We start from the raw sequence: 24,870 nt of genomic DNA on the forward strand, positions 1-24,870 counted from the left end.
ACAGGAGCAAACTGTGGATCACTGCGTTCAACCCGGCCTGCTGCCAATCGAAGAGGCACTCGCGCGTATTTGCAATCAATTAAATCCCGTGCAGGAAGCTGAGACGATTGGGTTGCACTCTGCATTGGATCGTGTGCTGGCTGCACCTATTACCGCTCCGATCAACGTCCCTGCTGGCGATAATTCCGCGATGGACGGCTACGCCCTGCGCACGCAGGATTGCACCGCAGCACTGAATGTTATCGGCCAGTCGCTCGCTGGCCATCCATTTACCGGCGCGCTCGGCAGCAATCAAGCAGTGCGCATTATGACCGGGGCGTTAGTGCCCGCCGGTGCCGATACAGTGGTGATGCAGGAGAATGTGCAGCGCACTGGCGATCACATCACCCTCACACAATTGCCTGAAGCGGGCGAAAATATTCGGCGTGCAGGTGAGGACATTAAATCAGGTAGCCAGGTGTTAGCAGCAGGGCAGCGTTTATCTGCGCTGGATATTGGTTTGCTCGCATCGCTCGGAATAGCGCAAGTGACGGTGGTGCGCCGCCTGCGTGTGGCAATTCTCACCACCGGCGATGAATTGTTGCCCGCGGGCGCGACACCCGAGCAAGGGAAAATTTATGATAGCAATCGCCCCCTGCTCGCTGCGCTCTTAACACGCATGCCAATTGATCTGATCGATTTGGGAATAATTGCTGACGATCTCCCCGCTCTGCGCAGCGCATTTACTACCGCCATGCAGTGGGCCGATGTGGTGATTTCTACCGGAGGCGTTTCGGTGGGCGATGCGGACTATACCAAAGACGTACTTGCAGAATTAGGTGAAATTGATTTTTGGAAAATTGCGATGAAACCGGGCAAGCCTTTTGCGTTTGGCCGCTTGGGGCAAGGTTGGTTTTTTGGTTTGCCGGGTAATCCGGTTTCTACTGCAGTGACTTATCACCAATTAGTCGTACCTGGCTTGCGCCATTTGGCAGGGGAGACAATCTCACCACCGCAAATGCTCAGCGCTATTGCCGGTCATGCATTAAAAAAACAACCGGGGCGCACCGATTTCCAACGCGGAATTCTCTCCAGCAATAACGGCATCACCACGGTGATTAGTGCAGGCTTGCAAAGCTCCGGCGTATTGAGCGCGATGGCGCAAGCCAATTGTTATATCCGCCTTGAAGCGGAGCGCGGGTCGGTAGCGGAGGGGGAGACTGTTAACGTCATTCCCTTTGACAGGTTTATTCGCTAGGAAAACTTCCCTGATTGTTTAAATTGTTCTACGGATTTTTATTTTTAAATAAGCGCAGCAAGGTAAAAGCATTTACCAAAAGACCCGGGTAGCGCACCGATAATTGCCGCACGGCAAGTTCAGTTAATAATTTCAAACCTGTGCGCCCAGAGAGAAAACGCATTGTGGCGCTGCGTGGGAACTGCTGTTCAGCAGCGGCAGATTCACACAACTGCTCAATAATTTGTTGCCTTTGTAAACGTAATTGTTGCTGCAACAAACAGCGTCGTGCGCTCAGGCTTGGCTCAACAGGTAAACTCATAACTGGCTCCGTATTAGCGCCAAATCGGCGGCAACTTCCTCGCGCGTAGCAGCAAAAGTCGCTGAACCGCGTGCAGCAAGGCAAGTAAAACGATAAGCGCACACACCGAATCCCACAGTGTAAAGTGCAAGCATCACCGCGATTGTATGAATGCGATAGTCAGAAGTCCAGGTGAGTGCAACAGCAAAAATCCCGACAAACAACAGCGCACAAAATAGGAAGATGAACCCCAGCAGGGAAATAGCGAGCAACTGCTGTAACCGCTGCCGCTCTTCCGCCCACTCGACACTCATAAGCTGCCCATGCAGCTCCAGCCGGGTCATCACGATTTTAGCCATTGAGCGCAGGCGCTTAATTATTTCCATGGATGTTCTACTCCAATGTGTAATCACTCAAACGCGGTGACTAAGGGATATTGCACATCCTTGATATCAAAAAAAATGCATTCAAAAGAATGCATCCTTGTTAATCACTGCCGGCGGAATATTTACGAGCGACGCGCCAACAAATAACCGAGCAACAAACCTACCGCAGCACTGGCACCTATGGCATTCCACGGCTGTTCATGTACGTAGGTATTAGTGGTTTCTGCAGTTTTACGTGCGCGATTAACAATTGTTTCGCCCATATCCTCTACAGTGGTTTTAGCTGATGCAATGCGTTGGTTCAATTTGGCTTTAGCGCGGTTTAATTCATCGCCAGTGAGATTGGTAGTCGCTTTAATGAGATCCTCTATGTCAGCCACAAAACTGTGAAACTCACGTGCAACACCTGAACTCGCGTCACCTACACTGGTGTCTTTGCTATTGGCGTTCGAAGCGGGATTATTTTGAGTAACTTGCATAATTAATTCCTAATAATAAGTTGTTTAAATAAGTATTCATTTCGTCCACCACAATCAGGTAATGCTCAATGCTTACCTCAACCGGGAACAGAATACTGATATTAATCCGCAAGCCCACCTTCGTCTGTTCGCCAGCGCACTCATCCGCTGCAATTCACCTAACCCGTTCGCCCAATCCATTTACCTATCCCATTTACTTATCCCATTTAACTAACCAATTCACCTAACCAATTCACCTAACCAATTCCCTTAACTAATAGCAGGGTGCGCCAGCGCACCGAAAAATGCGGCGCCCGCTGTTAACGTGTCTTTATCCGCTAATTCGCCTGTCCCACACACTGCAATTCAAGGTGTAGCCCAGAGAAGCTTCAACTGAAGGATCAGGTTATCCCCCCTACCTATTAATACGCATTTTTGTAGCGGCATAACCTTTCGATTTATTAACCCTAACCGGGTTCTTGGAGAAACACTTGAAAAACTCATTACATAAATTACTCACTCCCGCTGTCGCGTTTTCGCTGATCATTATGAGCAGCGCTTGTTTCTCCGCTACACCCTCGCAAGAGGTGGTTAATGCGCGTCAGGAAACACAGATCTGGACAACTTATGCACTCAGCCCTTATTTGCGCGCAAACGATATCAAAGTATCAGTTGATGCAGGCAAGGCAACTTTAACCGGTACCGTAGAAGAAGATGTGAATAAGGATTTGGCTACCGCCATCGCAAAAGGCGTAACCGGCATTAAAGATGTCGATAACAAAATTGAAGTGCTGGCCGATTACAAACCTGCCGCAACGGGACGCGGTTATGGTGATCACATTGATGACCTTACTATCACCAGCACCGTGAAATCAAAATTGCTGTGGAGTAAATACACCGATAGCCAATCCATTGAAGTGGAAACGAATGCTGGCAAGGTGACGCTCGTTGGCACCGCCGACACAGAAGAAGCTAAAGCGCTCGCTGGCCGTTTGGCAACCGGCACACACGGTGTTACATCGGTAGACAACAAACTCGTCGTCAATAAAACCCCCGGCGTTACCGGAATGGCCAAAGCATCCACGAAAGAAATGAGTAAAACCATTTCTGATAGCTGGATTACCACCAAACTGAAATCGACTTATATGTACTCGCGCAATGTGAATGGCTCTGACATCAACGTTAGCACCAACGCCGGTGTCGTCACCTTGAGCGGCAAACTCGATAGCGGTGTTGAACGCGCACTCGCCATTGAGCTTGCACAAAATATTCGCGGCGTAAAAAGCGTTCAATCAAAAGAATTGATTAATTAATCGCAACAAAACCGCCCACCCACTAAAGGTAAACATCATGAATCCATTAACACACACTACTACTGCCAGAGGTCCACGGATGTCAATCCTGCACCTCATGGCGCTAGGCACAAGCTTATTACTGCTCGCCGCTTGCGCATCAAAACCACTGCCACCAACGCAAGAAATTAGCGCTGCCGAACAATCCCTGACCGATGCAGAACAGGCGCGTGTTGCCGAATATGCATTACCGGAAATGCAGGAAGCGCGCGAACAATTGAGCGCTTCACGCGCGGCAGTATTAAAGGAAGATATGGTACTGGCAAAACGTTTGGCCCAGCAGGCGAGTATGAATATCAAACTCGCGGCCGCTAAAGCAGAACTTGCCAAAGCCGAAGAAGTGAATACGGATATGACTAAAAACATTGATGTTCTTAAAGAAGAAATGCAGCGTAAAACAGGGGATGCACAATGAAATCATTAAAACTGAACTCCACCAAAAACTCGCTGCGTTTGCGCACGCCGATATTGATCGCTTTCACCAGCCTGTTAATTCTAGGCGGTTGCGCCAGCGCACCTAAAACACCTGAGGGTGCCGTTGTTGCGCGTGAAAAACTCACGCAGCTGCAAAATGACCCGGCGCTCGCAAGCAAGGTGTCGGTCGCCATCCGCAACGCGGACACAGCCGTAAAAGAAGCGGAAATTCCGCGTAAAGATAAAGCGCTCTCTGACCACTTGGTGTTTGTTGCTGCGCGTGAAGTAGATGTCGCCTGGGCGCAAGCCAAAACGCGACAACTGGAAGACCAGCGCGCCGGCTTGACTGAACAACGCAATACTGAGCGATTGGATTCGCGCACCCGTGAAGCCGATCGCGCGCAGGACGCCGCTGAACAAGCCCGTCTTGATGCCGATATGGCACGCGAAGACAGCGATGCATTGCGTCGCCAAATTGCCGAGCTGAATGCAAAAGAAACCGAACGCGGTTTAGTGGTGACACTGGGCGATATGCTGTTTGAAACCGGCAATTCACAATTGAAAGGCAATGCGGCAGAAAACCTGGCGAAATTATCCAGCTTTCTTAAAGCCTATCCTGAGCGCACGCTGATGATTGAAGGCCACACCGACAACGTGGGCAGTGAAGAGAGTAATTTATCGCTCTCGCAACGCCGCGCCGAATCAGTTCGCACCTATCTATTAGAGCAAGGCATCAGTACCAGTCGCCTGGGCGCTTATGGCAAGGGAGAAAATTCACCCGTCGCAAGCAACGATTCAGTTTCCGGGCGCGCATTGAATCGCCGCGTGGAAGTGATCATCGCGAATGCAACAGCTGCACAATAAAACACTCGCCTGATCGATGCACTAACATCGGTCAGGTGAGACTATTCATTATTAAAAATTGAGGAAAAGTATATGAGCGTAGGAACAATTTTATTAATTGTGTTGATTTTAATGTTGATAGGTGCGATTCCCAGTTGGCCGCACAGCCGCAGCTGGGGCTATGGCCCGAGTGGTGGTTTAGGTTTGGTGGTAGTGATCATACTGGTATTGGTATTAATGGGTCGACTGTAATATTTTTGGAGGCAAGTGCACCATGTTTCGGCAAAGTTTTTTCAATCGCTATCCGCGTATGGTTCTTAGCCTTATTACAATAATGACGTTAGGTATTATCGGCTTGGGTATTCTGGCGCTTAGCGCTGGATACCTTGGTTAATCCAGCACTCGATTATTGTCATTCTGTATCTCGTTTATTGTTTGAATATTTATCTCCGTTTTTATTTTTATCTGCTTATCAATATTTTAAATTCCATTCTGGTTGTGCATTGACTTGCTCCGAGCGCAACAGCATACCCAAGCGATACATTCGCAGTAAGTGGTAAAAAAAATGTGCGCATGGGCTAAACCCAGCGCACATTACTTGACGGTTATTTATCAGGCGACTATGGCACCCATATCTGGACGTTCACTAAAACGGTGAGCGGCTACGGCATCGATAAATGACCTCACAAAATCGTCGGTTGGCGTATTGGGACCAGCGGTAATAACACCTGGCCCTTTAAATACATCCGACATGACTGATGAGCGCGCTGCACGAGTAATTAACATACCGCCCTCGTTGCTCGCAGCGATTGCCTTGCCATGCTTATAAGCTTCTTTGACAAACAGCACTGCGTTGGCATCCTTACAGAGAGCTTCAACACTACGGTGCCCACCGGGAATGTAGACTGCATCGAACATCACCGACCCGACGGTGGCGAGGCTCTTATCAATCTGCAGCGCACGCCCCTGACTGCATTTAACTTCACCAAGGCGCGAGCCAATTATTTTTACACTTGCGCCACCGGCCACCAATTCCTCGCGCAATGCAATGAGGCGCGCACCTTCGAATCCATTGCCAACCAATACCGCAACACACCGACCGACGAGAACATTCTTGCGTGTGTGCGCCATACTCAATGACGACTCTATAAATTCAATGTTCGCAACCGATAAAGATTCAGAGACCGGCAGAGTGATCCCCAAACCCTCAGCGACACGTGCAGCCAATGTGTTATCTACCTGCATCAGGTTAGCAACCATACGTTCGCGTATTTCTGGCACGCTCACCTTGGCCAATTCAAAACAAAATGCCGCAACCATATGGTTCTGCTCCCACGCTGACTGGCTGCGCCAAAACAGCGCGGCTTGCGTAAAGCGGTCACTGAATAATTGATTGGTTGCCAGTTTTTTTTCACTTGATAGCGTTTCTGGAAAGTTAACAGGATCGCCGACCGCCAAATATTTTTGCATTGGGTTTTCAACGGAATAAAGTTCGCAACTTGAGCTGTCGGAATTCCTGAATGCGCGCAACTGGATGTCGCGTTTAAGCTTATCAATCATCGTACGCGAACGGTTAAGTGGTAATTCTGTAAAATTGGCGCTGCAAAGACGCGACATTTGTATATCGGAATCAGAAAATGCTTTTACGGAGTGTTCGTTATTGAGTTCAATTCCAGGAACCAGATTGTCTGTATGAAAAGCTACCTGCTCAATTTCATCAAAATAGTTTTCCGGATTTTGGTTCAGAGTGAGCTTGCCGACAATACGCACAGGCACCAGGGATTCCGGAATCAATTTAGTCGCATCCTGCAGATCAAAATCAAATTTGTAGCGATCTTCTTCCAGAACTATCTGCAAACCCAATTCCCATTCGGGAAAGTGCCCTTGATCGATTAACTCCCACAGATGGCGCAAATGAAAATCAGCATCCTTGGCTGCCAGTTTTACCGCCTCATCCCACACCAATGAATGCACTCCCAGCACTGGCTTCCAATGAAATTTCACCCAATAGGATTTGCCGCGCGCGTTAACAAAGCGAAACGTATGCACACCAAAACCTTCCATCATTGCGAAGCTGCGCGGCAGCGCGCGATCCGACATAGTCCACATAACTTTATGCATGGATTCCGGGTTCAGTGAAATAACATCCCAAAATCGGTTATGCGCGGATGAAACATGGGGCGCCTGGTTATCCGTTTCCGGTTTTGCCGCGTGAATCAGGTCGGCGAAGGTTGCACCATACTGGCTATACATCACCGGCAGGTTACTGCCGACTAAATCAAAATTCCCCTCACCAGTAAAGAAGCGCACCGCAAAACCACGCGGAGTGCGCGTGCAGTCACCCGAACCACGCACGCTGGCAAGGGTAGAAAAACGTACAAAGACCGGGGTAGTAGTGGCAGGGTCCTGTAGAAACACTGCTTTGGTGTATTGACATTGGGACTCATACAGCTGAAATATTCCATGCGCCGCTGCAGCACGGGTATTGATTCTGCGTTCGGGCTCAAAACGCATTATTTTTTCGCTCAATGCGTGCCCTTCAACCATCTTGATTGCCTGGGTATCACCCTTGAAATTTGCCATTCAACTATCCTCGTAGAAACTTTTAATGCCACGCTCTTCATACCAAACAGTTAAAAATCAAATAAGGCAAAAAAACATTCCTAGTGTAAAAATATCCAGATTCAAATAATGCCTGATATTCATATTACAAACTGATGTGCCAAATTATCGCGTCTACCCGATAAAATCGGCATTTTTTAACTAAAAACTTTTAAAAAAACCGTGATTGGCATCGCGAAAAAAATTAACTAATAATTAATAAAATCCGCTAGTGAAAACCGTTGCGATAGTAACAGCAACATATGAACAAAATAAGAATCACATCTGCAAATGTGATTGTACTCACACCACTGTAAATCAAATGAATTAGAACTGCAGAATCCATAAAATAATGGCGTTTAAGAAAGACCATCCACATCGCACAATGTGCAACGAGACGATAAAAAGAAATGAAATCTGTGCGGTATCATCCAATCCAACTATTTTTCCAAACAAAAATCCTGCATTCAGCTTTGATTCAGAAAACAATTAAAAACTTCAATATTGTCACCGAAAAATACATTTGCCTTAATTTTGCTCTTTTATCCCCAGCACATCTTCCACTGACTCAACACCTGCCACGCCCCTTGCAGTTCTTACGGCGAGATCATGCTGTGCTTGATTATCCACAATGCCGCGTAAACTCACCTCACCATTGCTAACCATTACGGCAATATCAACATCAGCCAAGGATTCTTGCTCGGCCAGTGCTACTTTTACGGCGTGCGCCAATTCCATATCGACTACCTCTGCAGTCACACTGGCCAGAGTATCTTCTGAGCTGACAATACCCTCAGATTTATCGCAACCACAAAACCCCATTACCAATACGGCAATAACGGCTACATTCAAACCCAGTGATCGCTGCCGCTTGGTCATTTAATGTTATCTCCATTTACCGTTAACGAGTCATCGTAGAGGCAAGCATTAGACTACCTGACTCGTCGGTTTTCCGTGCGATACCGAACCCAAGGCACATATCTTGATGCCATTTGAGGCTATTGCTATATATCTTTCCTGCATAATTGGATGTAGCCTAGGGCTGCAGGACTCCTTTTCCCAATCCGCGAGAACTATCATGAGCAAAGCACAAGACAGCAAAAAGGAAACCAAGAAACCCGCCGCTAAGACAGCAAAAGAAAAACAGGAAGCAAAAAAGGCCAAGAAAGCAGAGAATGCACGTAAAGAGTTTTAATCGTGCTATTTAGCGATGCCAATTATTTATGTGCGCGCTACAGAAATTCTTGAACGATATATCCAGCATTCGAATAAAGAAGAGCAGACTAATGTCATTCGCATTAGCCTGCATTCCATTTAAACTTACGGCTGCAAATACTCGCGCTCGGATTCGCTGCAAAAAAAGTAACCGGCAGTGTGAGGGCAGTCAGTAGTTAAGCCGTATATTACAAAAGCAAAAAAAAGTACGCCTACAACAGCTACTGCTATTTTTAATCCTTTTGTCAGATGCATTGTCAGCTCCGGTTTTTCAGTTGATAACAAACTCACTTACGTTTGATTTAGGGAAATCATCTAACCAATCCGCCAACTCATCTGCATGCGACTCTTCCATTGCTAAAATTTCCTCGAGCATACGGCTGGTGGTAGGATCGTCATTGCCAAGGTATTGGATCAGGTCGCGATAGCTGTCAATCGCAACACGCTCGGCGATCAAATTCTCCCTGATCATTTCAACCAAAGAATTGGCAGAAGCAAACTTGACATGGCTGCGTGTATTAAGTCCATCGGGTGAAAAGTTTGGCTCGCCTCCCAATTGCACAATACGCGCAGCGATCATATCGGCGTGCGCCAATTCTTCGCTAGCGTGCACTAAAAATTCCTGTGCAATACCTTTGGCGTGAATGCCGCGCGCCATGAAGTGATGTGAGCGATAGCGCAGCACACAAATCAATTCAGTTGCCAAGGCTTCATTGAGATAATAAAGAACCTCATCAACATTAGCGGAATAACCTGCAGTAACCGCACCCTGCTCTAAATTCTCCAGCGCTTGATCGCGCAAGCTTTCTACAATGTTTTCATTGGGTTTAATTTTCATGATCATATTTCCTGAAGATGTACCCCAGCTTGCCCTGCGGAAAATATTGAGTCGGTGCGCAACCGCACAAACGGGGTCTCAATAGCGACAAACAGGTGCTTTGTGGTGTACCGAACAGAGGCATGTGAATTGATTCGACAAACTAGGGAAGCGAGATTGTACGGCACCTGTCTCGCGCCCTTGTTGGCGCCGCAGTGCTATATGGAAGAATTAAATGCACCAGCCATCGGACTCGCAAAAACCACAGCCATTGGAACCAGCAACCAACCGATTATTGCAAGGATTGCCACCAAAATTGCGCGATCATTTACTCAACTCTTGTGAACTGGTTAATCTACAATTTGGCACGATTTTGTGCGAAGCAGAACGTCCGTTTAAATACGTGTACTTCCCTCTTACAGCATTTATTTCTTTAGTTACCCTTATTGACGGGCATCAACCGCTTGAGGTGGGTTTAATCGGCAATGAAGGTATGCTGGGCTCAACATTGTCACTGGGTATTCCCACTGCGCCACTGCGCGCCCTTGTGCAAGGTTCGGGCAAATCATTGCGCCTGAGTGCGGCACAATTGCGCCGCGAACTTCATGCGGCACCGGCACTGGTTAACCAATTGAACCGTTATGTGTATGTGCAGCATGAACAATTAGCAAAAACAACAGCATGTATTCATTTCCATGAAACAGAACCGCGGCTCGCACGTTGGTTATTAATGACGCATGACCGCACACATGCTGACCAATTGCATTTAACACAGGAATTCCTTGCAGATATGCTCGGTGTACGTCGCAGTAGCGTTACCGTCGCGGCAGGTGCTTTACAAACGAAAAAAATAATCCACTACAGTCGAGGCGAAATAATAATTCTCGACCGCAAAGGTTTGGAATCTGCAGCCTGCGAATGCTACAACATGATGATTCGGGATTATGAAAATATATTTTCATAAGGAATGGCACAGCAAACCTGCAAACCTGCAAACAATCTTTAATGACTTTAACCACTTCGCGCGATTGGGCATGGATTAGATGGGCTTATATCAGCGCGGTAAAACTGGTAATTATTTCGCCCATAGGTTTTAGCGCAATACATAGCAGCATCCGCGTGTTGAAATAAACTCTCCACATCGTTGCCATCGTCAGGATAGATGCTCACACCAATACTCAAGGTCACGTCTAATTCACACTCATGGATAGTATGTGGTGCTGCAAATGCAGTAATCAGTTTTTCGGCAACTTGTGCTGCATCCTGACGTTGAGCTATTTCTGTCAGCAATACTACAAACTCATCCCCTCCCTGACGGCACACAGTATCGGTAGCACGCACAACATCCGTCATACGTTTTGCAACTGACTGCAGTAATTTGTCACCTACAGCATGACCGAGCGTGTCGTTGACAAGCTTAAAGTTATCCAAATCTATAAACAGTAGTGCGACTTGCTTTTTCTTGCGCTGGGCTAACCCCACTGCACGGGTTAAACGTTCGGTCAGGAGTGCGCGGTTAGCGAGTCCGGTAAGGAAATCGTGCTGCGCCATATGCAACATTTTTTGTGCCATTGCGCGCGTTTCGCTGACATCGTGAAACACAATGACCGCACCTGTCACCTGGTTATCGCGGTTGTGTATAGGAGCAATCGAATCTTCGATAGGTGATTCAGTACCGTCTCGACGCACCAGCAAACAATTCGTCGGCAACTTTACGGTGGTATCCGCTGTAAGTGCGCGTGCGATAGGATTTTCTGGCGTCTTGCGCGTTTCAGCGTCGATTAGGGTAAACACTTTTTCCAGCGGCAACCCCAAGGCATCTTTTAGCGTCCAGCCCGTCATTGTTTCTGCAACACGATTTAAATAACTGACTTTACCGGCAAGATTAGTGGTAAGCACACCATCGCCTATCGAATTCAAGGTAACCTGCGCGCGCTCTTGCTGCTCAAAAACTGTTTCTTCCGATAAACGCAAAATCATCTCAATGGATTTTCGGTCGCTGATATCTTCGACAATTTGCACAAAACCTTGCGATTTTTTTCCTTCGCCACCTGTACGAATTGCAGCGGCATTTAAACGTGTCCAGATTACTGATTTATCTTTACGCAAAAAACGCACTTCGGCGATAAAAGGGGTTTGGCAGCGCACCGCATCGCCCCACTCTGAAATAGCCTGCAAGCGATCATCAGGATGAATGGCGCTGGTCCAATTAGTACCGAGCGTCTCCTCAAGGGTTTGCCCGGAGATGGTGTGATAAGCGGCGTTAGTGTAAATGCAGTTTCCCTGTGCATCCGACACAAAAATGCCGAGCGGCGATGCATCGCTCATCGCCCGAAAACGTTCATCGCTTTCATGCAATGCGATACGCGATACTTTTCGCTCCAAAATATATTTCAGCGCACGCGGTAGCCAATGTGCATCGATATGACCTTTAGCAAAATAATCGTGTGCTCCGCGCTTCATGGCCGCGCGCATTAACTTGTCATCACTCGCCGCGCTCAACACTAAAATCAACGCATCAGGTGCAGCAGCAATCACTTTATCGAATACATCCAAACCTTTGCCGTCGGGTAGCGCAAGATCCAGCAAAATAACCTCAATGGAGTTTTGAGCAAGATGCTTCAACGCATCTGCAAGTGAGGTCACCCACTCCACCATAAACGCAGTGCCGTCGTCGCGCAGCGCATCTTTTATCAATTTGGCATCAGCGGGATTGCTCTCAATTAGCAATAAATGGGTCGCGGGGATCATCATGACAAAACATCACCCAATACAGGAAAGATGCATGAGATTAATGCGATAGGCCGTTGATGTCAGTGCGCTGACGTACGGAGATGATTTTGGCGATAAAGGGTGAGAATAAATAAAGCGGATCGCATTATTTAACCTGAACCGAGTCTCACCTCCACTCGTCGCTCCCTCCCATCTTCTACCAACGGAATTCCCGTACCTTCCAATGCGACACCATCAAGCAGGATTTTGCTTTCACCCCCATCACGCTGAATGATTTCAATACGATAAACCGTATTACCAAACCGATAATCCAGGCTGTAACCCGGCCAGTCTTTTGGTAAGCAGGGTTTAATGTGCAGCTCCGTACCTTGGCGAGTGATGCCGAGCAGGGATTCCACCATCAGACGATACAACCAACCCGCCGAGCCGGTGTACCAACTCCAGCCGCCGCGCCCGGTATGGGGGGCGATGGCGTAGACGTCGGCAGCGACGACATAGGGTTCGGCTTTGTAAAGCGCGACCGCAGCGGCACTGTTGCCATGGTTTACAGGGTTGATGATGTTGAACAGCTCCCAGGCGCGTTGGCTATCGCCCAATTCGGCGAACGCCATGGTCGCCCAGATGGCGGCGTGGGTGTACTGGCCGCCGTTTTCGCGCACGCCTGGTACATAACCCTTGATATAGCCGGGGTTCATGGCGGATTTATCGAACGGCGGATCGAGCAGTTGGATAATGCCCTGATCGCGGCGCACCAAATGCTTGTCGAGCGAGGCCATGGCTTGGCGCGCGCGCATGGGATCGCCCGCCCCTGAAAGCACCGACCAGCTTTGGGCGATGGAATCGATCCGACACTCATCGTTAACGGCTGAACCTAGAGCGACACCATCGTCGAACCAGGCGCGGCGGAACCAGGCGCCGTCCCAGGCGTATTGGTCGATATTGTGTTGCAACAGTTTTGCCTCGTGCATACAGCGATCAGCAAAGACCAGATCGTGGCGTTGATGCGCGATCTTGGCGAAGGCGAGCAGCACTTTGTAGAGCATAAAACCGAGCCAGACGCTCTCGCCTTTGCCGTGGATGCCGACCAGATTCATGCCGTCATTCCAATCGCCCGAGCCCATCAGCGGCATGCCGCGCTCGCCAAAGCGCAGACCGTGTTCGATGGCGCGCTGGCAATGTTGATAGAGGCTACCGGTGTCGGTGCTCTGCCCCGGCAAGTCGTAGTAGGACTCTTCATCCTCATTGAGCAAACGCCCGGTGAGGTAATGCAATTGTTCGTCGAGTACACCGGTATCGCCAGTGTTTTGCACGTAGTGGCAAGTCACCAACGGCAGCCAGAGGTAGTCGTCCGAACAGCGGGTGCGCACGCCGCGCCCTTGAGGAGGATGCCACCAATGTTGCACATCGCCTTCGTGATATTGGCGCTGGGCGGCGCGCAATAATTGCGCGCGCATCATGCCCGGTTGAGTGTGGGCGAGAGCCATAGTGTCTTGCAATTGATCACGATACCCGTAGGCGCCGCCGGATTGGTAATAACCGCTGCGCGCCCAGAGGCGACAGGCTAATGTCTGGTAGAGCAGCCAACCGTTGGCGAGCACATTGAAGGCAGGATCAGGGGTTTTGACTTGCACAGCACCGAGGGTGCGCGTCCAGTATTCGTGCACTTTAGCGAGCGCGGCGCGAGCCGAACCCAGATGACGCATCCGCTGTGCCAACGCGCGAGCCTGTTCGATATCCTGCCCCGCGCCGAGGCGGAAAATAATCTCGCGCGACTCTCCCTCGCCCAATTCAAACGGTACCTGGATGGCGCCGCAGGGATCCAACCCTGCGCCTAAACGCCCTGAAAGCCGCGCACGCGTGAGCGCATCCGGGTTGCCGAGCGAACCGTTGCGACCGAGGAATTCGGTGCGGTCGCCGGTTAAGGTGCGGGAGTTGTCGTCCACATCAAAAAAGCAGGCGCGCCCGCCAAATTCGCTGTTGTAGGCATTGCGGGCAAAGAGTGCGCCACTCGCAGAATCGATTTCAGTCACCGTATGCAACGCGGATTTGGTGCGCAAGTCGCCCAATACCCACTCCACGTATCCCGTTGCAGATAAGCGCCTCCTGCGGCCGGATAGGTTAGTGACTTTGAGTACGGAGAATTTGACCGACTCTTCCAAATCGACATAGACCCAGAGTTGCGAGCAGACATCATCTTCCGTGTGTTCAAACACACTGTAACCAAACCCGTGCCGGGTGACGTAAGGCGTATGGCCGCGTTTGGGCAAAGGTGTGGGCGACCAGAAATGGCCGGTGTCTTCATCGCGCAGGTAAATTGCTTCGCCGCCGGAGCTGCCCACGGGATCATCGCACCAAGGCGTCAACCGATATTCATGCGCATTTTCGCTCCAGGTATAGGCGAGGCCGCTCTCTGAAATCACGGTACCAAAGTTAGGGTTGGCGATAACGTTGACCCAAGGCAGCGGTGTCACTTGCGCTTGGGTAGTGGTAATGATGTATTCACGGCCGTCGGCGGTAAAACCGCCGAGCGGATTGGTGAGGATCAAATCCGCACGCGGAGCGATTTGTTGGGGACGGTTAGCCTCAACCGCCGGTTTGCGATTCGGCACCAAGCGCGCAACTTTCTTCTCTGCCAACCCTTTCCAATTGACCTGCTCCGCCAAACTGCCATTGGCACCGTCGATAATCGCCCGCGCCACAGATTGCAGCAGGATGCGGTCTTCATGGGAAATCTGTTCCGCCGAGCGCACAAAAATACCGCCGGGGCGGTCAATCGCATGGCTTTCGCTGCCAGTGGCGATCAAACCCATAATCTGGTCCTGCAGGCGCTGGCGGTAGCCGATGTGGTCTTCATTCCAGATCACCAGATCGACCGACAAGCCTTTCAATCGCCAGTAGGCGTGGCATTGGATCAACTGCCGCGCCAGCTCGATGTGTTCACTGGTGGCGATTTTTAACAACACGATGGGCAGGTCACCGGAGATGGCATAGCCCCACAAACCTGACTGCCCGCGCCGGTTCTGGACCAACACACTCGCCTCGGCCCGCAGGGCGGAGTGAGCGTAGAGCACGGCGCTGGCCAAGCGGCGATAAATCTGTGCATCGGCCTCGCTGGCGTTGATCTGGCGGAGTGTGACACCGCTATGAGTCGCGGCAAGGTCAAACACCCGATCGGCCAAATGGCGATCCTGATAACGGCCGACCAGGGTCATGCAAGACTCGCGGTTGTCGGCAGTGCCACTCACCAGATCGAGCGTCGCCACCTGCCCGGCTTCCAGAGTTATGCGGCAGCGAATGGCAACAATCGGGTCCAGCACCGAGCCTTGGCTACCTGAGAGTTCACCGCCATCGGTAACGGCTTGCGGCGCCATCAAGGTGCGGCCGCGGCCGGTAAAGCGCAACCGGTCAGTCTCGTAAGAAAACTGATCCACTGGACTGCCATTCGGTGAGAGCAGATGAAACATCCAGGGCGTATGCTCACCCACGGAACGCGGGCGACGGGTGCAAAGTAACGCACGTCGCTCGGGCAGCATTTCCGTCTGCACAAACAAATTGCCAAAGGCGGTTTGGGTCGCATCGGCCGCCGGTAACGCCAGCACCACTTCGGCATAGCTGGTGAGTTCCAGGGTCCGGGTGCGCGACGAACGGTTGGTGATGCGCAGGCGACGCAGTTCGATATCGTCCTCGGGGGAGACGACCAGTTCGGTATAGGTTTCGATGTCGTGGTCGCGACGGCGGAATTCGGCGCGGCCTTCCGAGAACATCGCCTCGTAATTGTCAGCGCGCTTGAGTGTGGGTTGATGGCTTGCCGACCAGAACTCGCTGGTGGTGGTATCGCGCAGGTAGACAAACATGCCCCAGTTGTCGCGCGTGGCATCTTCGCGCCAACGGATCACCGCCAGATCTTTCCAGCGGCTGTAACCACCACCGGCGTTGGTGACCATCACCTGGTAGCGGCCGTTGGATAACAACTGGACTTCCGGCGTGGGGGTATCCGCCTCCAAAGGCGCGTAGATGGCGGTTTCGACCTGATCAAATAGGGCGGCGCCATCGGCATGGTCAGCCACATGGGTGTGCAATACCGATGCTTTGGGTATGCGCTCCTGCAACAACAGCAAGGTCGCCTGTAACAGCGGGTCAGCTTCAAACCGGCGCTGCATGGGGCGATCCAACAACAGATAGGCGAGCGCCAGGAGACTCATGCCCTGGTGGTGAACCATAAACGAGCGCACACAGGCGCTGGTCTGGCCACGCGCCAAGCGCGAGGGGGTGTAATCCACCGCTTCATAAAACCCGAAGCGCCCTTCCACGCCATTGCCGGCGAGCCATTCCAGATTTTCGCAGGCTGCTTCGGGCGCGACCATCAAGGCCATCACCGAGGCATAAGGGGAGATAACCGTATCCTCCGCCAAGCCGCGTTTGAAGCCCAACCCGGGTACACCAAAGGCGTGATACTGGTAATTCAAGCTGGCATCAAAGGTGTGATAACCGGATTCCGAGATCCCCCAGGGCAGATTGCGCTGCTTGCCATAGGCGATCTGGCGGCCAACGGCGGCGCGACAGGTTTGGTCAAGCAAAGTGCCGTCGTAACTGGGCATCACCAGCATCGGCATCAGGTACTCAAACATGGAGCCGCTCCAGGACATCAACACTGGCTCGCCCTCCGCCATGGTGCGCAACCGCCCCAAAGCAAACCAACTCTCTTGCGGTACCTGGCCCTGGGCGATAGCGACGAAATTACACAGACGCGCCTCCGAGGCGAGCAGGTCGTAAAAGCTGTTGTCGCGGCGATAATCGTCGAGGTTGTAACCTACGGCGATGAGGTGGCGGGTGCGGTCGTACAGGAAGTCGTACTCCATCGCCGCAAACTCATTGGCCTGTGCGGCCAGCTCCATACAGGTGGCGATGCGCTCATTGGCACGCTGGCTGGCAGTGACTATCAAGCCGCGCAATTCGAGCAACCATTCCCGTTCGGCCACCGTACCGGGCCGCAACAATTGTGCATCCAATAGCGGCACCAGCCCCAGGTTGTAGGTAGTCAACAGGCGCAGGCTGGGAATCCGGTTCAAGTCGATCCCGGGGGTGAAATGCGCGAGGGTGGCCACAAACCCACCCAGTACAGGTGGCGGGGCGCGCAGCCCTAACCAGGGAGCAAAAAATAATAATTCATCGAGCGCGGAGCGGCTCTGTTGGGCAAGTGCTGCCCCCCAGGTTTTAGCTTCATGGGCAAGCCCCACATGATCAATCACCGGAGCGCCGAGCATATCGTTCAGAAGCGCTCCGCTCACCGCCAGTTTGACGTTAGGCTGCACGGCTAGATAGGCATTGATACTCACTGCCGCGTTCATAACCCCTTCCAGGCAATGCAAGAGCGCCGGCAAATTGTTGATACGCTCGGCGTGGGTGTGAGCACAAGCAGAATTCAACAAGCTGCGCAGGCGGATGATCGCCGCCTCTACCACATGCGGCAGATCGTCCAGCATATGCGCAAACTGCAAACTATCGGTGAGCACCGCGAGGGTATCGGCCAAGCCATGGAAGACACGTTCGTGGGGAATCGTCTGATCAGGCAGCGCCACTAACCCGGCGCGCAGGGTGAGCAGATGCCCGGCGAGGTTGCCGCTGTCCACCGCCGAAATGTAGCGCGGTGGCAATGGCCGTAAGGTGAGCGTGTCGTACCAATTAAAAAAATGGCCGCGATGGCGCTCCAGCTTGCCCATACTGCCAAAGGTATTGGCCGTGCGTTCGAGCAACAGGTTGGCGGAGATAAAACCAAAATCGTAAGCCGATAGATTGCCCAGCAGCGCCAGCCCGATATTCGTTGGCGAGGTGCGATGCGCAATCACCGGGCCGGGATTTTCCTGAAAGTTATCGGGCGGTAACCAATTGTCTTCAGCCACCACAAAACGTTCAAAATAAGCCCAGGTTTTACGGGCGATTTTGCGCAAAAACTGCGTCTGCTGCCCGGATAAACTCGCCTCTTTCCGCTCCAGCGGCAGACCTAGCCACCACACACTGAAGGGTGCGATAAACCACAACACCAACAGCGGCGCTGCGCTGGGCAAGGCGGTGGGTTGCAATATCACCAGCGCAGCAGTTACCGCCAGAGCAATCGCCGGCGCCGACCACAGCAGGTCCCAACTCGCCAGCAAACTGCCCTTGGTTTTGCGTTCCTGCTCAGCCGAAGCACACCACTCCAGCAGCAATCCCGGTGCACACCACAAGCGCCACAGGCTGCGCAGAATCGCCGTCAAACTAAAACAGGCTTCATGGGGCAAACAGCTAATACGGAACAGCGCCTGCAGAAAATGGCGCCGCGCATTGGCAAATACGGCGGCCAAATGTTCCGCCAGAAATATCTCGCGCGGCTTGCGCAGTGCATCGACCACGGTAACCAGCATCGGTGGCAACAGGATGATGCCCAGTGCAGCAAGCGTCCAAAGTTCGGGGGCGGGCAACAGTGTCCAACCGATCAACAGCAGCAACAGCAATGCCACGGGTGCAAGGCTGCGCAGCAAATTGTCGGCGATTTTCCAGCGCGACAAAGCCGACAGCGGATTCGCCAGCCGCTGGCCATTGGCGCCCGGTACGCGCGGCCACAACCAACTGGCAATTTGCCAATCGCCGCGCATCCAGCGCTCCCGCCGAGCGACATCCAACTCGTAGCGAGCGGGCGAATCTTCGTAGAGATGAACATCGCTCAGTAAGCCCGCGCGCGCATAACAGCCCTCGAGTAAATCGTGACTCAGGATGCGGTTGTCAGGGAAACGCCCACCGAGCACTTGTTCGAAGGCGTCCAGATCATAAATGCCCTTGCCGATAAAAGAGCCTTCGCCAAACACATCCTGATACACATCCGATACCGAGCGGGTGTAAGGATCAATCCCCGCTTCACCACCGTAGAGCTGCACATAGCGCGAGCAATTGGCGGCCGATAGCGTCGCCGCCATACGCGGCTGCAAGATGCCGTAACCACGGCGGATTACATGATGCTCAGGGTCGTATACCGGGCGATTCAGCGGGTGCGCCATAGTGCCAACACACTGGCGGGCAGCATCGCGCGGTAGCTGGGTATCTGTATCCAGCGTGATCACGTAGCGCAGTTTGGGCAGCGCTGTGATGTCGCCAACAATCAGTGAAAATGCTTCCGAATGCCCACGCCCTTCGCGCAACAGCTGGTTTAAATCAGCGAGCTTGCCGCGTTTGCGTTCATAACCCATCCAGCGTTTGACGGTAGGGTTCCACAGGCGCGGGCGATGGAAAAGGAAGAAGCGATTGCTGGCACTGCTGGATGGATAGGCTTTGTTGAGCCGCTCAATACCTGCGCGCGCGCGCGCTAACAATGGCTCATCAGCCGGTAAGGTTTCACTGTCCGCATCGCCAAAATCGGTGAGCAAACCAAAATATAACTGCTCATCGCGGTTGCCCAGGAAGCGCACTTCCAGCGCCTCCAACAAGTCATCGATACCCTGGGTGCTGGTGAGCAGCGTTGGCACCACCACAAGTGTCGCCAATTCTTCGGGAATACCTTGCACAAAATCCAGGCGCGGCAAACGCTTGGGTTTTACCACCAAGGTAACTACCCAATTGACCAGCGCCGAGGCGAGTGAGGTTGAAGCGATCAAGGCGAGCAAGGTCAATACACCTAGCTGCCAATTGCTAATGTTGTAACTCTGCGCCACCAGGAAAAATCCGGCTGTGGTGAGCAATACCAGTGACACTATTGCCCCAAGATACAGGGGCAAACGCACATGGGAACAACCGCGCCGGAATCGCTCTGCCAGTGGTAAACGCACCGCAACCGCGCGCTCCAATTGCGGCAAACCGCGATCAACCAGGTAGTAACCAACATGGCGCGTATGCGCGTCAGGTGTATCGCCCGCATGCTGCGCCAGTTCGATCGCCACGCGCGCAATACCCGCTTCAGAAATTTTGCTGCGCTTGGCAAGCCGGTCGATCACATGGCGATATTCATCGCGCGTCGCAAAATCCATGCGGCGATAAATGCCGTCCCTGTCCTCCAACAAAATCTGCTCGACGATGCTCATGGTTTCCACAAACACGCGCCAATCGTAAGCACCTAAAAAACGCAAACTGCCGATACTGTTGCTAATCGACACCTGATCAACCGCCTGCTGCTGGGTTTCCGCCTGCACCATTTGCTCAATGGTCAAACTCTCCTCCGCCAAGCGCTGTTCAATCCAGGTCAGCGGCAACGCGAGTGCGGGGCCATGCCCTTGCAAACGGCGCACTAATTCAGCGATAAACGCACTCACCATCGGCGGGTTAGAACGCGCCATATCGGCAATCACCACAATCAGATTTTTCGGATCGCTCTCGGCCACTTCCACCATCTGGCTCGCCCATTCGCGCGCCTGATTCAAATAGCTGCGCGCATGGGTAATACGCAAACTCACACGGCGCAAATTTTCAATCAGTGCGAGGCGCAACATGATCGGAATTGCCCAGAGTTCACCCAGTGTTAGTGGTGTGACGGTTTGATAAGCCGCAACAAAACGGCTGAGGATTTCAGCATCAATGCGGCCATCACCATGGGCGATAGCAGCGAGCGCCAAATCGTAAACGCGCGGCAACCCGGCAGATCGCCCCGCGCTTAAACGCGGCAATTCACGGCTGTAATTTTTGGGGAAATGGCGCTTGGCTGTGCGGATTTGTTCTTCAATCATGTAAAAGTTGTCGAGCAACCATTCACCCGCAGGCGCGATGCGCGAACGCGCTTTTACTGCAGCCGCGAGCAACTCGCAGCCGCTAATCAACACCTGCTCGTTTTCATCCAAGCGCGTCAGCAAACGGTCGCGCGTGCGCGCCTTACTCAGGCTGTGCTCACTCGCCAGCACTTTGCCGAAATGTTCCATCTGGTCGGCACTGAATAACTCCGCGCGCAGTGGATTGAGATCTTCCGGACGCTGTGCGCGCCGGTCGTACACCCGGCTGCGCCAGGAACTGATACCCGAAGTGAAAAAGCGGGACAAGGTTTTACCCCAGTTTGCGTTCTGCATAATTAAAACCTTGGGGGAAGATGGTTCTACCAAGCTTGGGCAATTCGCGGGGGGCTGTCTGTTCGTTAGCGAGCTTTGGCTTTTACATGCTAGTGATATAGACGCTCTATGCGACGCAACTGCACACGGACATGATTTTTATTCGGTTCATTGCGATGGCTGTGATGAGATTTTTTTTCGTCATCATCATAGCTTTGTGAATCCTGCGCATATTTATGCACACGGGCATCAGATCGACGCGGTTGCGCGCCTAATTCATGGAAAGATTTTTCACTCTGAACATGATTGTTTTTATTGCTATGGGTATCTCTTTTCATTTCTCAGTCCACCTGTGAATTTACTGACTATTATTAAGCGTTAATAAATAATTCAGAAAAAGTGTGCGCCAGAAAACAGATCGCACGCGCAAACAATAAGGTGGGAATTTACAAAGATCAGTGCGCTAACCCGCATAAGCAAAACAATGGGAGAGTGTGTGTTTTCGTACAGACATGAACAGTGCCAGTTTATATGTTAGCGATTCACAAACTGATGGGAGCTTGAAATGGAAACACAATTTGCACAACGCCCGGACAATAATTACCGCGAAGGCATCATTAGCACTCAGCCAGAAAATAACAGCGCCGTTGCATGGTGTGCTGTGTTTGCCGGTGCAGTCGCTTCTGCGGCCTTGTCGTTAATTTTATTATTACTCGGCACCGGTTTTGGATTAACGCTGGTGTCCCCCTGGTCGAGCGAAGGAATTAGCAGCACGAGTTTTGGTGTGTCGAGTATTGTTGGTATCACCTTGATATCGGTAGCCGCATCAGCGCTTGGCGGTTATCTCGCTGGCCGATTAAGAACCCGCTGGCTCAACACTCATAACGACGAAGTCTATTTTCGCGATACCGCACACGGATTTTTATCTTGGGCAGTAGCCACACTCGGTACCGCCGCCTTACTCACTTCCGTCATTAGCGGCATCATGGGCAGCGGTGTTAAGGCGGGTGCAGCAGTAGCTGGTGGCGCAGCGACGGCGGCCACCAGTGCGATTGCAAGTGGCACGGCGGCAGCGCTGGCTTCAGATAACAGTGAAGGCGATACCACCTTGCCATACCTGTTGGACACACTGCTGCGCAAAGATCCAAACACTGCTGCAGATACTTCCCCGCAACAGCCGGTCACTTCACCCGACCCTGTCGATGGTGCCCCCGCTACCGAACCAGCACCAGCACCACAAGCAAATGAAAATACCACTGCTGCGGAAAACGATGCAGCCAAAGGCGAACTCATGCGTATTTTTGTTCACGCAGTAGCAACTGATTCGCTGCCACAAAACGATGTGGAATACGCGGGGCAACTTGTGGCACAAGTAACTGGCACAGATCAACAAACCGCTGAAAAACGCGTCGCAGACAGCTTCAACACATTAAGAGAAAAATTAGACGAAGCTGAAACCGCCGCACTCGCTGCCGCTGACAAAGCACGTGAAGTAACAGCCTATACATCGCTGTGGTTATTTATTTCATTATTAAGTGGTGCGTTTATCGCGAGCTTAATGGCCATATACGGCGGACGCCAACGCGATCTTAATTAACAATATTTTTTCTTAAGGAGAAAAATATGCGCTCAATACTCTTGTACTTTCTCGGCATCCCAATTCCTATCATTATCCTTATCGCCATACTCTTGTAATTAAAAAAAATAGCCCGGAGGCAATTCGCTTCCGGGATTTTTTATTGCCACCCGAAATTTTTCTCAAGATCAAACTACTCCTACCTCCAGCTCTCCCACTCGCTCACATGCTTCAGATAAGCCTAACAACTTGGCTCCGCGCTTAATGCCAGCTGGCAAGCTTTGAATCGCTTACTGCGCAGACCCTTCGCGTGGGGAATATGTAATGGGCGGTAATTACATCGGTAGCGGAGATCTGTTATTTAGCTCACCTACCCTTCGATGCTCATTTACGTTCTTTACCATGCTCAAAAGCACTACCAAGATAAAAACTAATCCTTTATAGTCAACGGCTTAGCGTGTTGACCAGGGTAAATACCTTGCCCCCACAAGGTAAATAATGCGCATGCCCGTTTTTCACCAGTCGTTGTTTGACGCAACCGAGCTGAATTTTTATTTAAATCAGTTGCTTAGGCAGATTTTTTATAAAAATCAGAAATGAGAAAACGCGCATGCGCGGTATACAAATGTTATGCATCACAGTGAGGGTCTATCTTTGAATTTTCAGCTATTGGGTGGAATTTTTTTCATGGCTCTATCTTTAGCTATGTTTTTTCATTCAGTTAGAGAGTTAAATAAAGCTAAAAGTAGTATTAATTGGGTAAAAACATTAGGAAAAATTAAACAGGTTCGGTTATATGGAGTACGCATTGTGAATGGAAGCCGAAAAAATGCTGAAACCCTAGACTTAGAATATGAATATATTGCAAATGAAAAATCATACAAATCTAGTCGAATTGCGTTTTACACACTTCATTTCCCTGATTCATATAATTTTTCATTAGGTAAAATTGTTGGTGAAAATATAAATGTATACTATAACCCTGAAAATCATGGTGAATCTGTTCTAATCGTTGGCGCTCAAAGCGGAAAAGAATTTAGTGGGCATTACCTAAGCATTATCTGTTTTATTATTGGCGTCATTACCTTAATTTTTTCTTTTTAAAGCTTAGCATAACAAGCCGCTCCAGCACCGCACACTTCGTGTGCTCGACAGGTTGTAAGGTAATATTTTAGTGTTGTAATCGCACTTGGTCGGTGTTATGACGAAAAGCGTTTGCAGTTTCTATTGCATCACCTGCCGTCCGGTCTAACCTGTGGTCGAGTGCTGAAAGTTCACGTGGGTTTCACTGCCGTGCTAAATTCGCCGCAGTGTTAGTGAAATTTGAAATTGAATTAAAGTTAATCGCGCTCGGATACAGCTCCATCAAGTCCGCGCGTTGAACAAAATAATTGAGTGCGGTTTTCGTAAGAGTTTGCACTTTGTAGAAACAACTAAAGTCCAGCTTACAACAAGGCGTTGAATACGCGCACTGCGTGCGCTGGACAGTTTTTAAGTCGCAGCTTTGTGGTTTTGCTGCGCAAAAGTAACCCACAAAGCCGCAACTTAAAAACTGCCGTTGTACACGGCGTTGTAAGGTAATATTTTAGTTTTTTTCGCACTTGGTTGGTGTTGTGAATAAAAGCGTTTGTAGTTTCTATTGCATCACCTGCCGTCCGGTCTAACCTGTGGTCGAGTGCTGAAAGTTCACGTAGGTTTAAATATCGTGCTAAATTCGCCGCAGTGTTAGTGAAAGCAGAAATTGAATTAAAGTGAATCGTGCTTGGCTACAGCTCCATCAAGTCTGCGCGTCGAACAAAATAATTTGGTGTGGTTTTCGTAAGAGTTTGCGCGCTGTAGCAGCACCGGTTCGTCCGGCTTACAACAAGGCGTTGAATCCGCGCACTGCGTGCGCTGGGACAGTTTGTAAGTCGCGCATTTGGTGAATCGTTGCGGAAAGGTTATCGCAAGCGCAACTTA

General features: G+C 51.0%; 17 protein-coding genes. 8 read left to right on the plus strand and 9 right to left on the minus strand.

All coding sequences use genetic code 11. The features are described 5' to 3' along the window. The first annotated feature begins 13 nt into the window (after positions 1-13). Positions 14-1,237 (plus strand): gephyrin-like molybdotransferase Glp, encoded by a 1,224-nt coding sequence (glp, locus tag B4E62_RS03060; protein ID WP_331351023.1) that lies wholly within the window; start codon positions 14-16, stop codon positions 1,235-1,237. Positions 1,238-1,265: 28 nt separating this feature from the next. Here the strand turns inward: glp and B4E62_RS03065 are convergent, their stop codons facing one another. The 3 genes from B4E62_RS03065 to B4E62_RS03075 all read right to left on the minus strand — a co-directional run bounded on the left by B4E62_RS03065 (position 1,266) and on the right by B4E62_RS03075 (position 2,382). Continuing rightward, entirely contained in the window at positions 1,266-1,538 is a 273-nt protein-coding gene (locus B4E62_RS03065; protein WP_331351024.1) for a hypothetical protein, read from the minus strand. Then, complete coding sequence (locus B4E62_RS03070; RefSeq protein WP_331351025.1) at positions 1,535-1,903, minus strand: phage holin family protein; 369 nt, start codon at positions 1,901-1,903, stop codon at positions 1,535-1,537. Before B4E62_RS03070 ends, B4E62_RS03065 begins: the two co-directional genes overlap by 4 nt. 122 nt (positions 1,904-2,025) lie before the next feature. Continuing rightward, positions 2,026-2,382: a DUF883 family protein gene (locus B4E62_RS03075; RefSeq protein ID WP_310076247.1), complete on the minus strand. Its 357-nt coding sequence runs from the start codon at positions 2,380-2,382 to the stop codon at positions 2,026-2,028. 470 nt (positions 2,383-2,852) lie between these two features. On the opposite strand from B4E62_RS03075, the gene B4E62_RS03080 reads away from it, so the two are divergent. The 4 genes from B4E62_RS03080 (at position 2,853) to B4E62_RS03095 (ending at position 5,222) form a co-directional block, all read left to right on the plus strand. Next, complete coding sequence (locus B4E62_RS03080) at positions 2,853-3,674, plus strand: BON domain-containing protein (RefSeq protein ID WP_310076249.1); 822 nt, start codon at positions 2,853-2,855, stop codon at positions 3,672-3,674. Between the two features lie 37 nt (positions 3,675-3,711). Continuing rightward, entirely contained in the window at positions 3,712-4,128 is a 417-nt protein-coding gene (locus B4E62_RS03085) for a DUF4398 domain-containing protein (RefSeq protein WP_310076252.1), read from the plus strand. Next, positions 4,125-4,991, plus strand: a complete 867-nt coding sequence (locus B4E62_RS03090) for an OmpA family protein (protein ID WP_331351026.1) — start codon at positions 4,125-4,127, stop codon at positions 4,989-4,991. Before B4E62_RS03085 ends, B4E62_RS03090 begins: the two co-directional genes overlap by 4 nt. 72 nt (positions 4,992-5,063) lie before the next feature. Continuing rightward, entirely contained in the window at positions 5,064-5,222 is a 159-nt protein-coding gene (locus tag B4E62_RS03095) for a DUF3309 family protein (RefSeq protein WP_310076255.1), read from the plus strand. Between the two features lie 360 nt (positions 5,223-5,582). Here B4E62_RS03095 and B4E62_RS03100 read toward each other — a convergent pair whose 3' ends face one another. The 3 genes from B4E62_RS03100 to B4E62_RS03110 form a co-directional block, all read right to left on the minus strand. Then, positions 5,583-7,553, minus strand: a complete 1,971-nt coding sequence (locus B4E62_RS03100; RefSeq protein WP_310076257.1) for a catalase — start codon at positions 7,551-7,553, stop codon at positions 5,583-5,585. Between the two features lie 546 nt (positions 7,554-8,099). Continuing rightward, positions 8,100-8,450: a BON domain-containing protein gene (locus tag B4E62_RS03105; RefSeq protein WP_310076259.1), complete on the minus strand. Its 351-nt coding sequence runs from the start codon at positions 8,448-8,450 to the stop codon at positions 8,100-8,102. A 607-nt stretch (positions 8,451-9,057) separates the two neighbouring features. Next, entirely contained in the window at positions 9,058-9,624 is a 567-nt protein-coding gene (locus B4E62_RS03110) for a ferritin-like domain-containing protein (RefSeq protein WP_310076261.1), read from the minus strand. A 214-nt stretch (positions 9,625-9,838) separates the two neighbouring features. Between B4E62_RS03110 and B4E62_RS03115 the strand changes: the two genes are divergently transcribed. After that, the gene (locus tag B4E62_RS03115) at positions 9,839-10,567 is read left to right on the plus strand and encodes a Crp/Fnr family transcriptional regulator (RefSeq protein WP_331351027.1); all 729 of its coding nucleotides are present in this window, start codon (positions 9,839-9,841) and stop codon (positions 10,565-10,567) included. 47 nt (positions 10,568-10,614) lie between these two features. On the opposite strand, the gene B4E62_RS03120 is transcribed toward B4E62_RS03115, so the two are convergent. From B4E62_RS03120 to B4E62_RS03130, 3 genes are all read right to left on the minus strand, one after another. Further along, complete coding sequence (locus tag B4E62_RS03120; protein WP_310076266.1) at positions 10,615-12,357, minus strand: diguanylate cyclase domain-containing protein; 1,743 nt, start codon at positions 12,355-12,357, stop codon at positions 10,615-10,617. A 128-nt stretch (positions 12,358-12,485) separates the two neighbouring features. Next, positions 12,486-21,356 carry a GH36-type glycosyl hydrolase domain-containing protein gene (locus tag B4E62_RS03125; protein WP_331351028.1) on the minus strand — a complete coding sequence of 2,957 codons (8,871 nt, stop codon included), beginning with the start codon at positions 21,354-21,356 and terminating at the stop codon, positions 12,486-12,488. 89 nt (positions 21,357-21,445) lie between these two features. Further along, positions 21,446-21,673, minus strand: coding sequence for a hypothetical protein (locus B4E62_RS03130; RefSeq protein ID WP_331351029.1), 228 nt, complete (start codon positions 21,671-21,673; stop codon positions 21,446-21,448). Positions 21,674-21,900: 227 nt separating this feature from the next. Here B4E62_RS03130 and B4E62_RS03135 point away from each other — a divergent pair, with 227 nt between their 5' ends. Together B4E62_RS03135 and B4E62_RS03140 are read left to right on the plus strand one after the other, a co-directional pair. Next, positions 21,901-22,932: a hypothetical protein gene (locus tag B4E62_RS03135; RefSeq protein ID WP_331351030.1), complete on the plus strand. Its 1,032-nt coding sequence runs from the start codon at positions 21,901-21,903 to the stop codon at positions 22,930-22,932. 666 nt (positions 22,933-23,598) lie between these two features. Continuing rightward, positions 23,599-24,015, plus strand: coding sequence for a DUF3592 domain-containing protein (locus B4E62_RS03140; RefSeq protein WP_422653146.1), 417 nt, complete (start codon positions 23,599-23,601; stop codon positions 24,013-24,015). Positions 24,016-24,870 lie beyond the last annotated feature (855 nt).

This window comes from Cellvibrio sp. UBA7671 (assembly GCA_002483145.1).
Lineage (GTDB): Bacteria > Pseudomonadota > Gammaproteobacteria > Pseudomonadales > Cellvibrionaceae > Cellvibrio > Cellvibrio fibrivorans.

What these genes read in the sequence shown, in the direction of transcription:
- B4E62_RS03125 (WP_331351028.1), bottom strand. Translation starts at nt 21,356, where the DNA reads ATGCAGAACGCAAACTGGGGTAAAACCTTGTCCCGCTTTTTCACTTCG.
- B4E62_RS03140 (WP_422653146.1), top strand. Translation starts at nt 23,599, where the DNA reads ATGGCTCTATCTTTAGCTATGTTTTTTCATTCAGTTAGAGAGTTAAAT.
- B4E62_RS03135 (WP_331351030.1), top strand. Translation starts at nt 21,901, where the DNA reads ATGGAAACACAATTTGCACAACGCCCGGACAATAATTACCGCGAAGGC.
- B4E62_RS03100 (WP_310076257.1), bottom strand. Translation starts at nt 7,553, where the DNA reads ATGGCAAATTTCAAGGGTGATACCCAGGCAATCAAGATGGTTGAAGGG.
- B4E62_RS03105 (WP_310076259.1), bottom strand. Translation starts at nt 8,450, where the DNA reads ATGACCAAGCGGCAGCGATCACTGGGTTTGAATGTAGCCGTTATTGCC.
- B4E62_RS03075 (WP_310076247.1), bottom strand. Translation starts at nt 2,382, where the DNA reads ATGCAAGTTACTCAAAATAATCCCGCTTCGAACGCCAATAGCAAAGAC.
- B4E62_RS03085 (WP_310076252.1), top strand. Translation starts at nt 3,712, where the DNA reads ATGAATCCATTAACACACACTACTACTGCCAGAGGTCCACGGATGTCA.
- B4E62_RS03115 (WP_331351027.1), top strand. Translation starts at nt 9,839, where the DNA reads ATGCACCAGCCATCGGACTCGCAAAAACCACAGCCATTGGAACCAGCA.
- B4E62_RS03065 (WP_331351024.1), bottom strand. Translation starts at nt 1,538, where the DNA reads ATGAGTTTACCTGTTGAGCCAAGCCTGAGCGCACGACGCTGTTTGTTG.
- B4E62_RS03090 (WP_331351026.1), top strand. Translation starts at nt 4,125, where the DNA reads ATGAAATCATTAAAACTGAACTCCACCAAAAACTCGCTGCGTTTGCGC.
- B4E62_RS03095 (WP_310076255.1), top strand. Translation starts at nt 5,064, where the DNA reads ATGAGCGTAGGAACAATTTTATTAATTGTGTTGATTTTAATGTTGATA.
- B4E62_RS03070 (WP_331351025.1), bottom strand. Translation starts at nt 1,903, where the DNA reads ATGGAAATAATTAAGCGCCTGCGCTCAATGGCTAAAATCGTGATGACC.
- B4E62_RS03110 (WP_310076261.1), bottom strand. Translation starts at nt 9,624, where the DNA reads ATGAAAATTAAACCCAATGAAAACATTGTAGAAAGCTTGCGCGATCAA.
- B4E62_RS03120 (WP_310076266.1), bottom strand. Translation starts at nt 12,357, where the DNA reads ATGATGATCCCCGCGACCCATTTATTGCTAATTGAGAGCAATCCCGCT.
- B4E62_RS03130 (WP_331351029.1), bottom strand. Translation starts at nt 21,673, where the DNA reads ATGAAAAGAGATACCCATAGCAATAAAAACAATCATGTTCAGAGTGAA.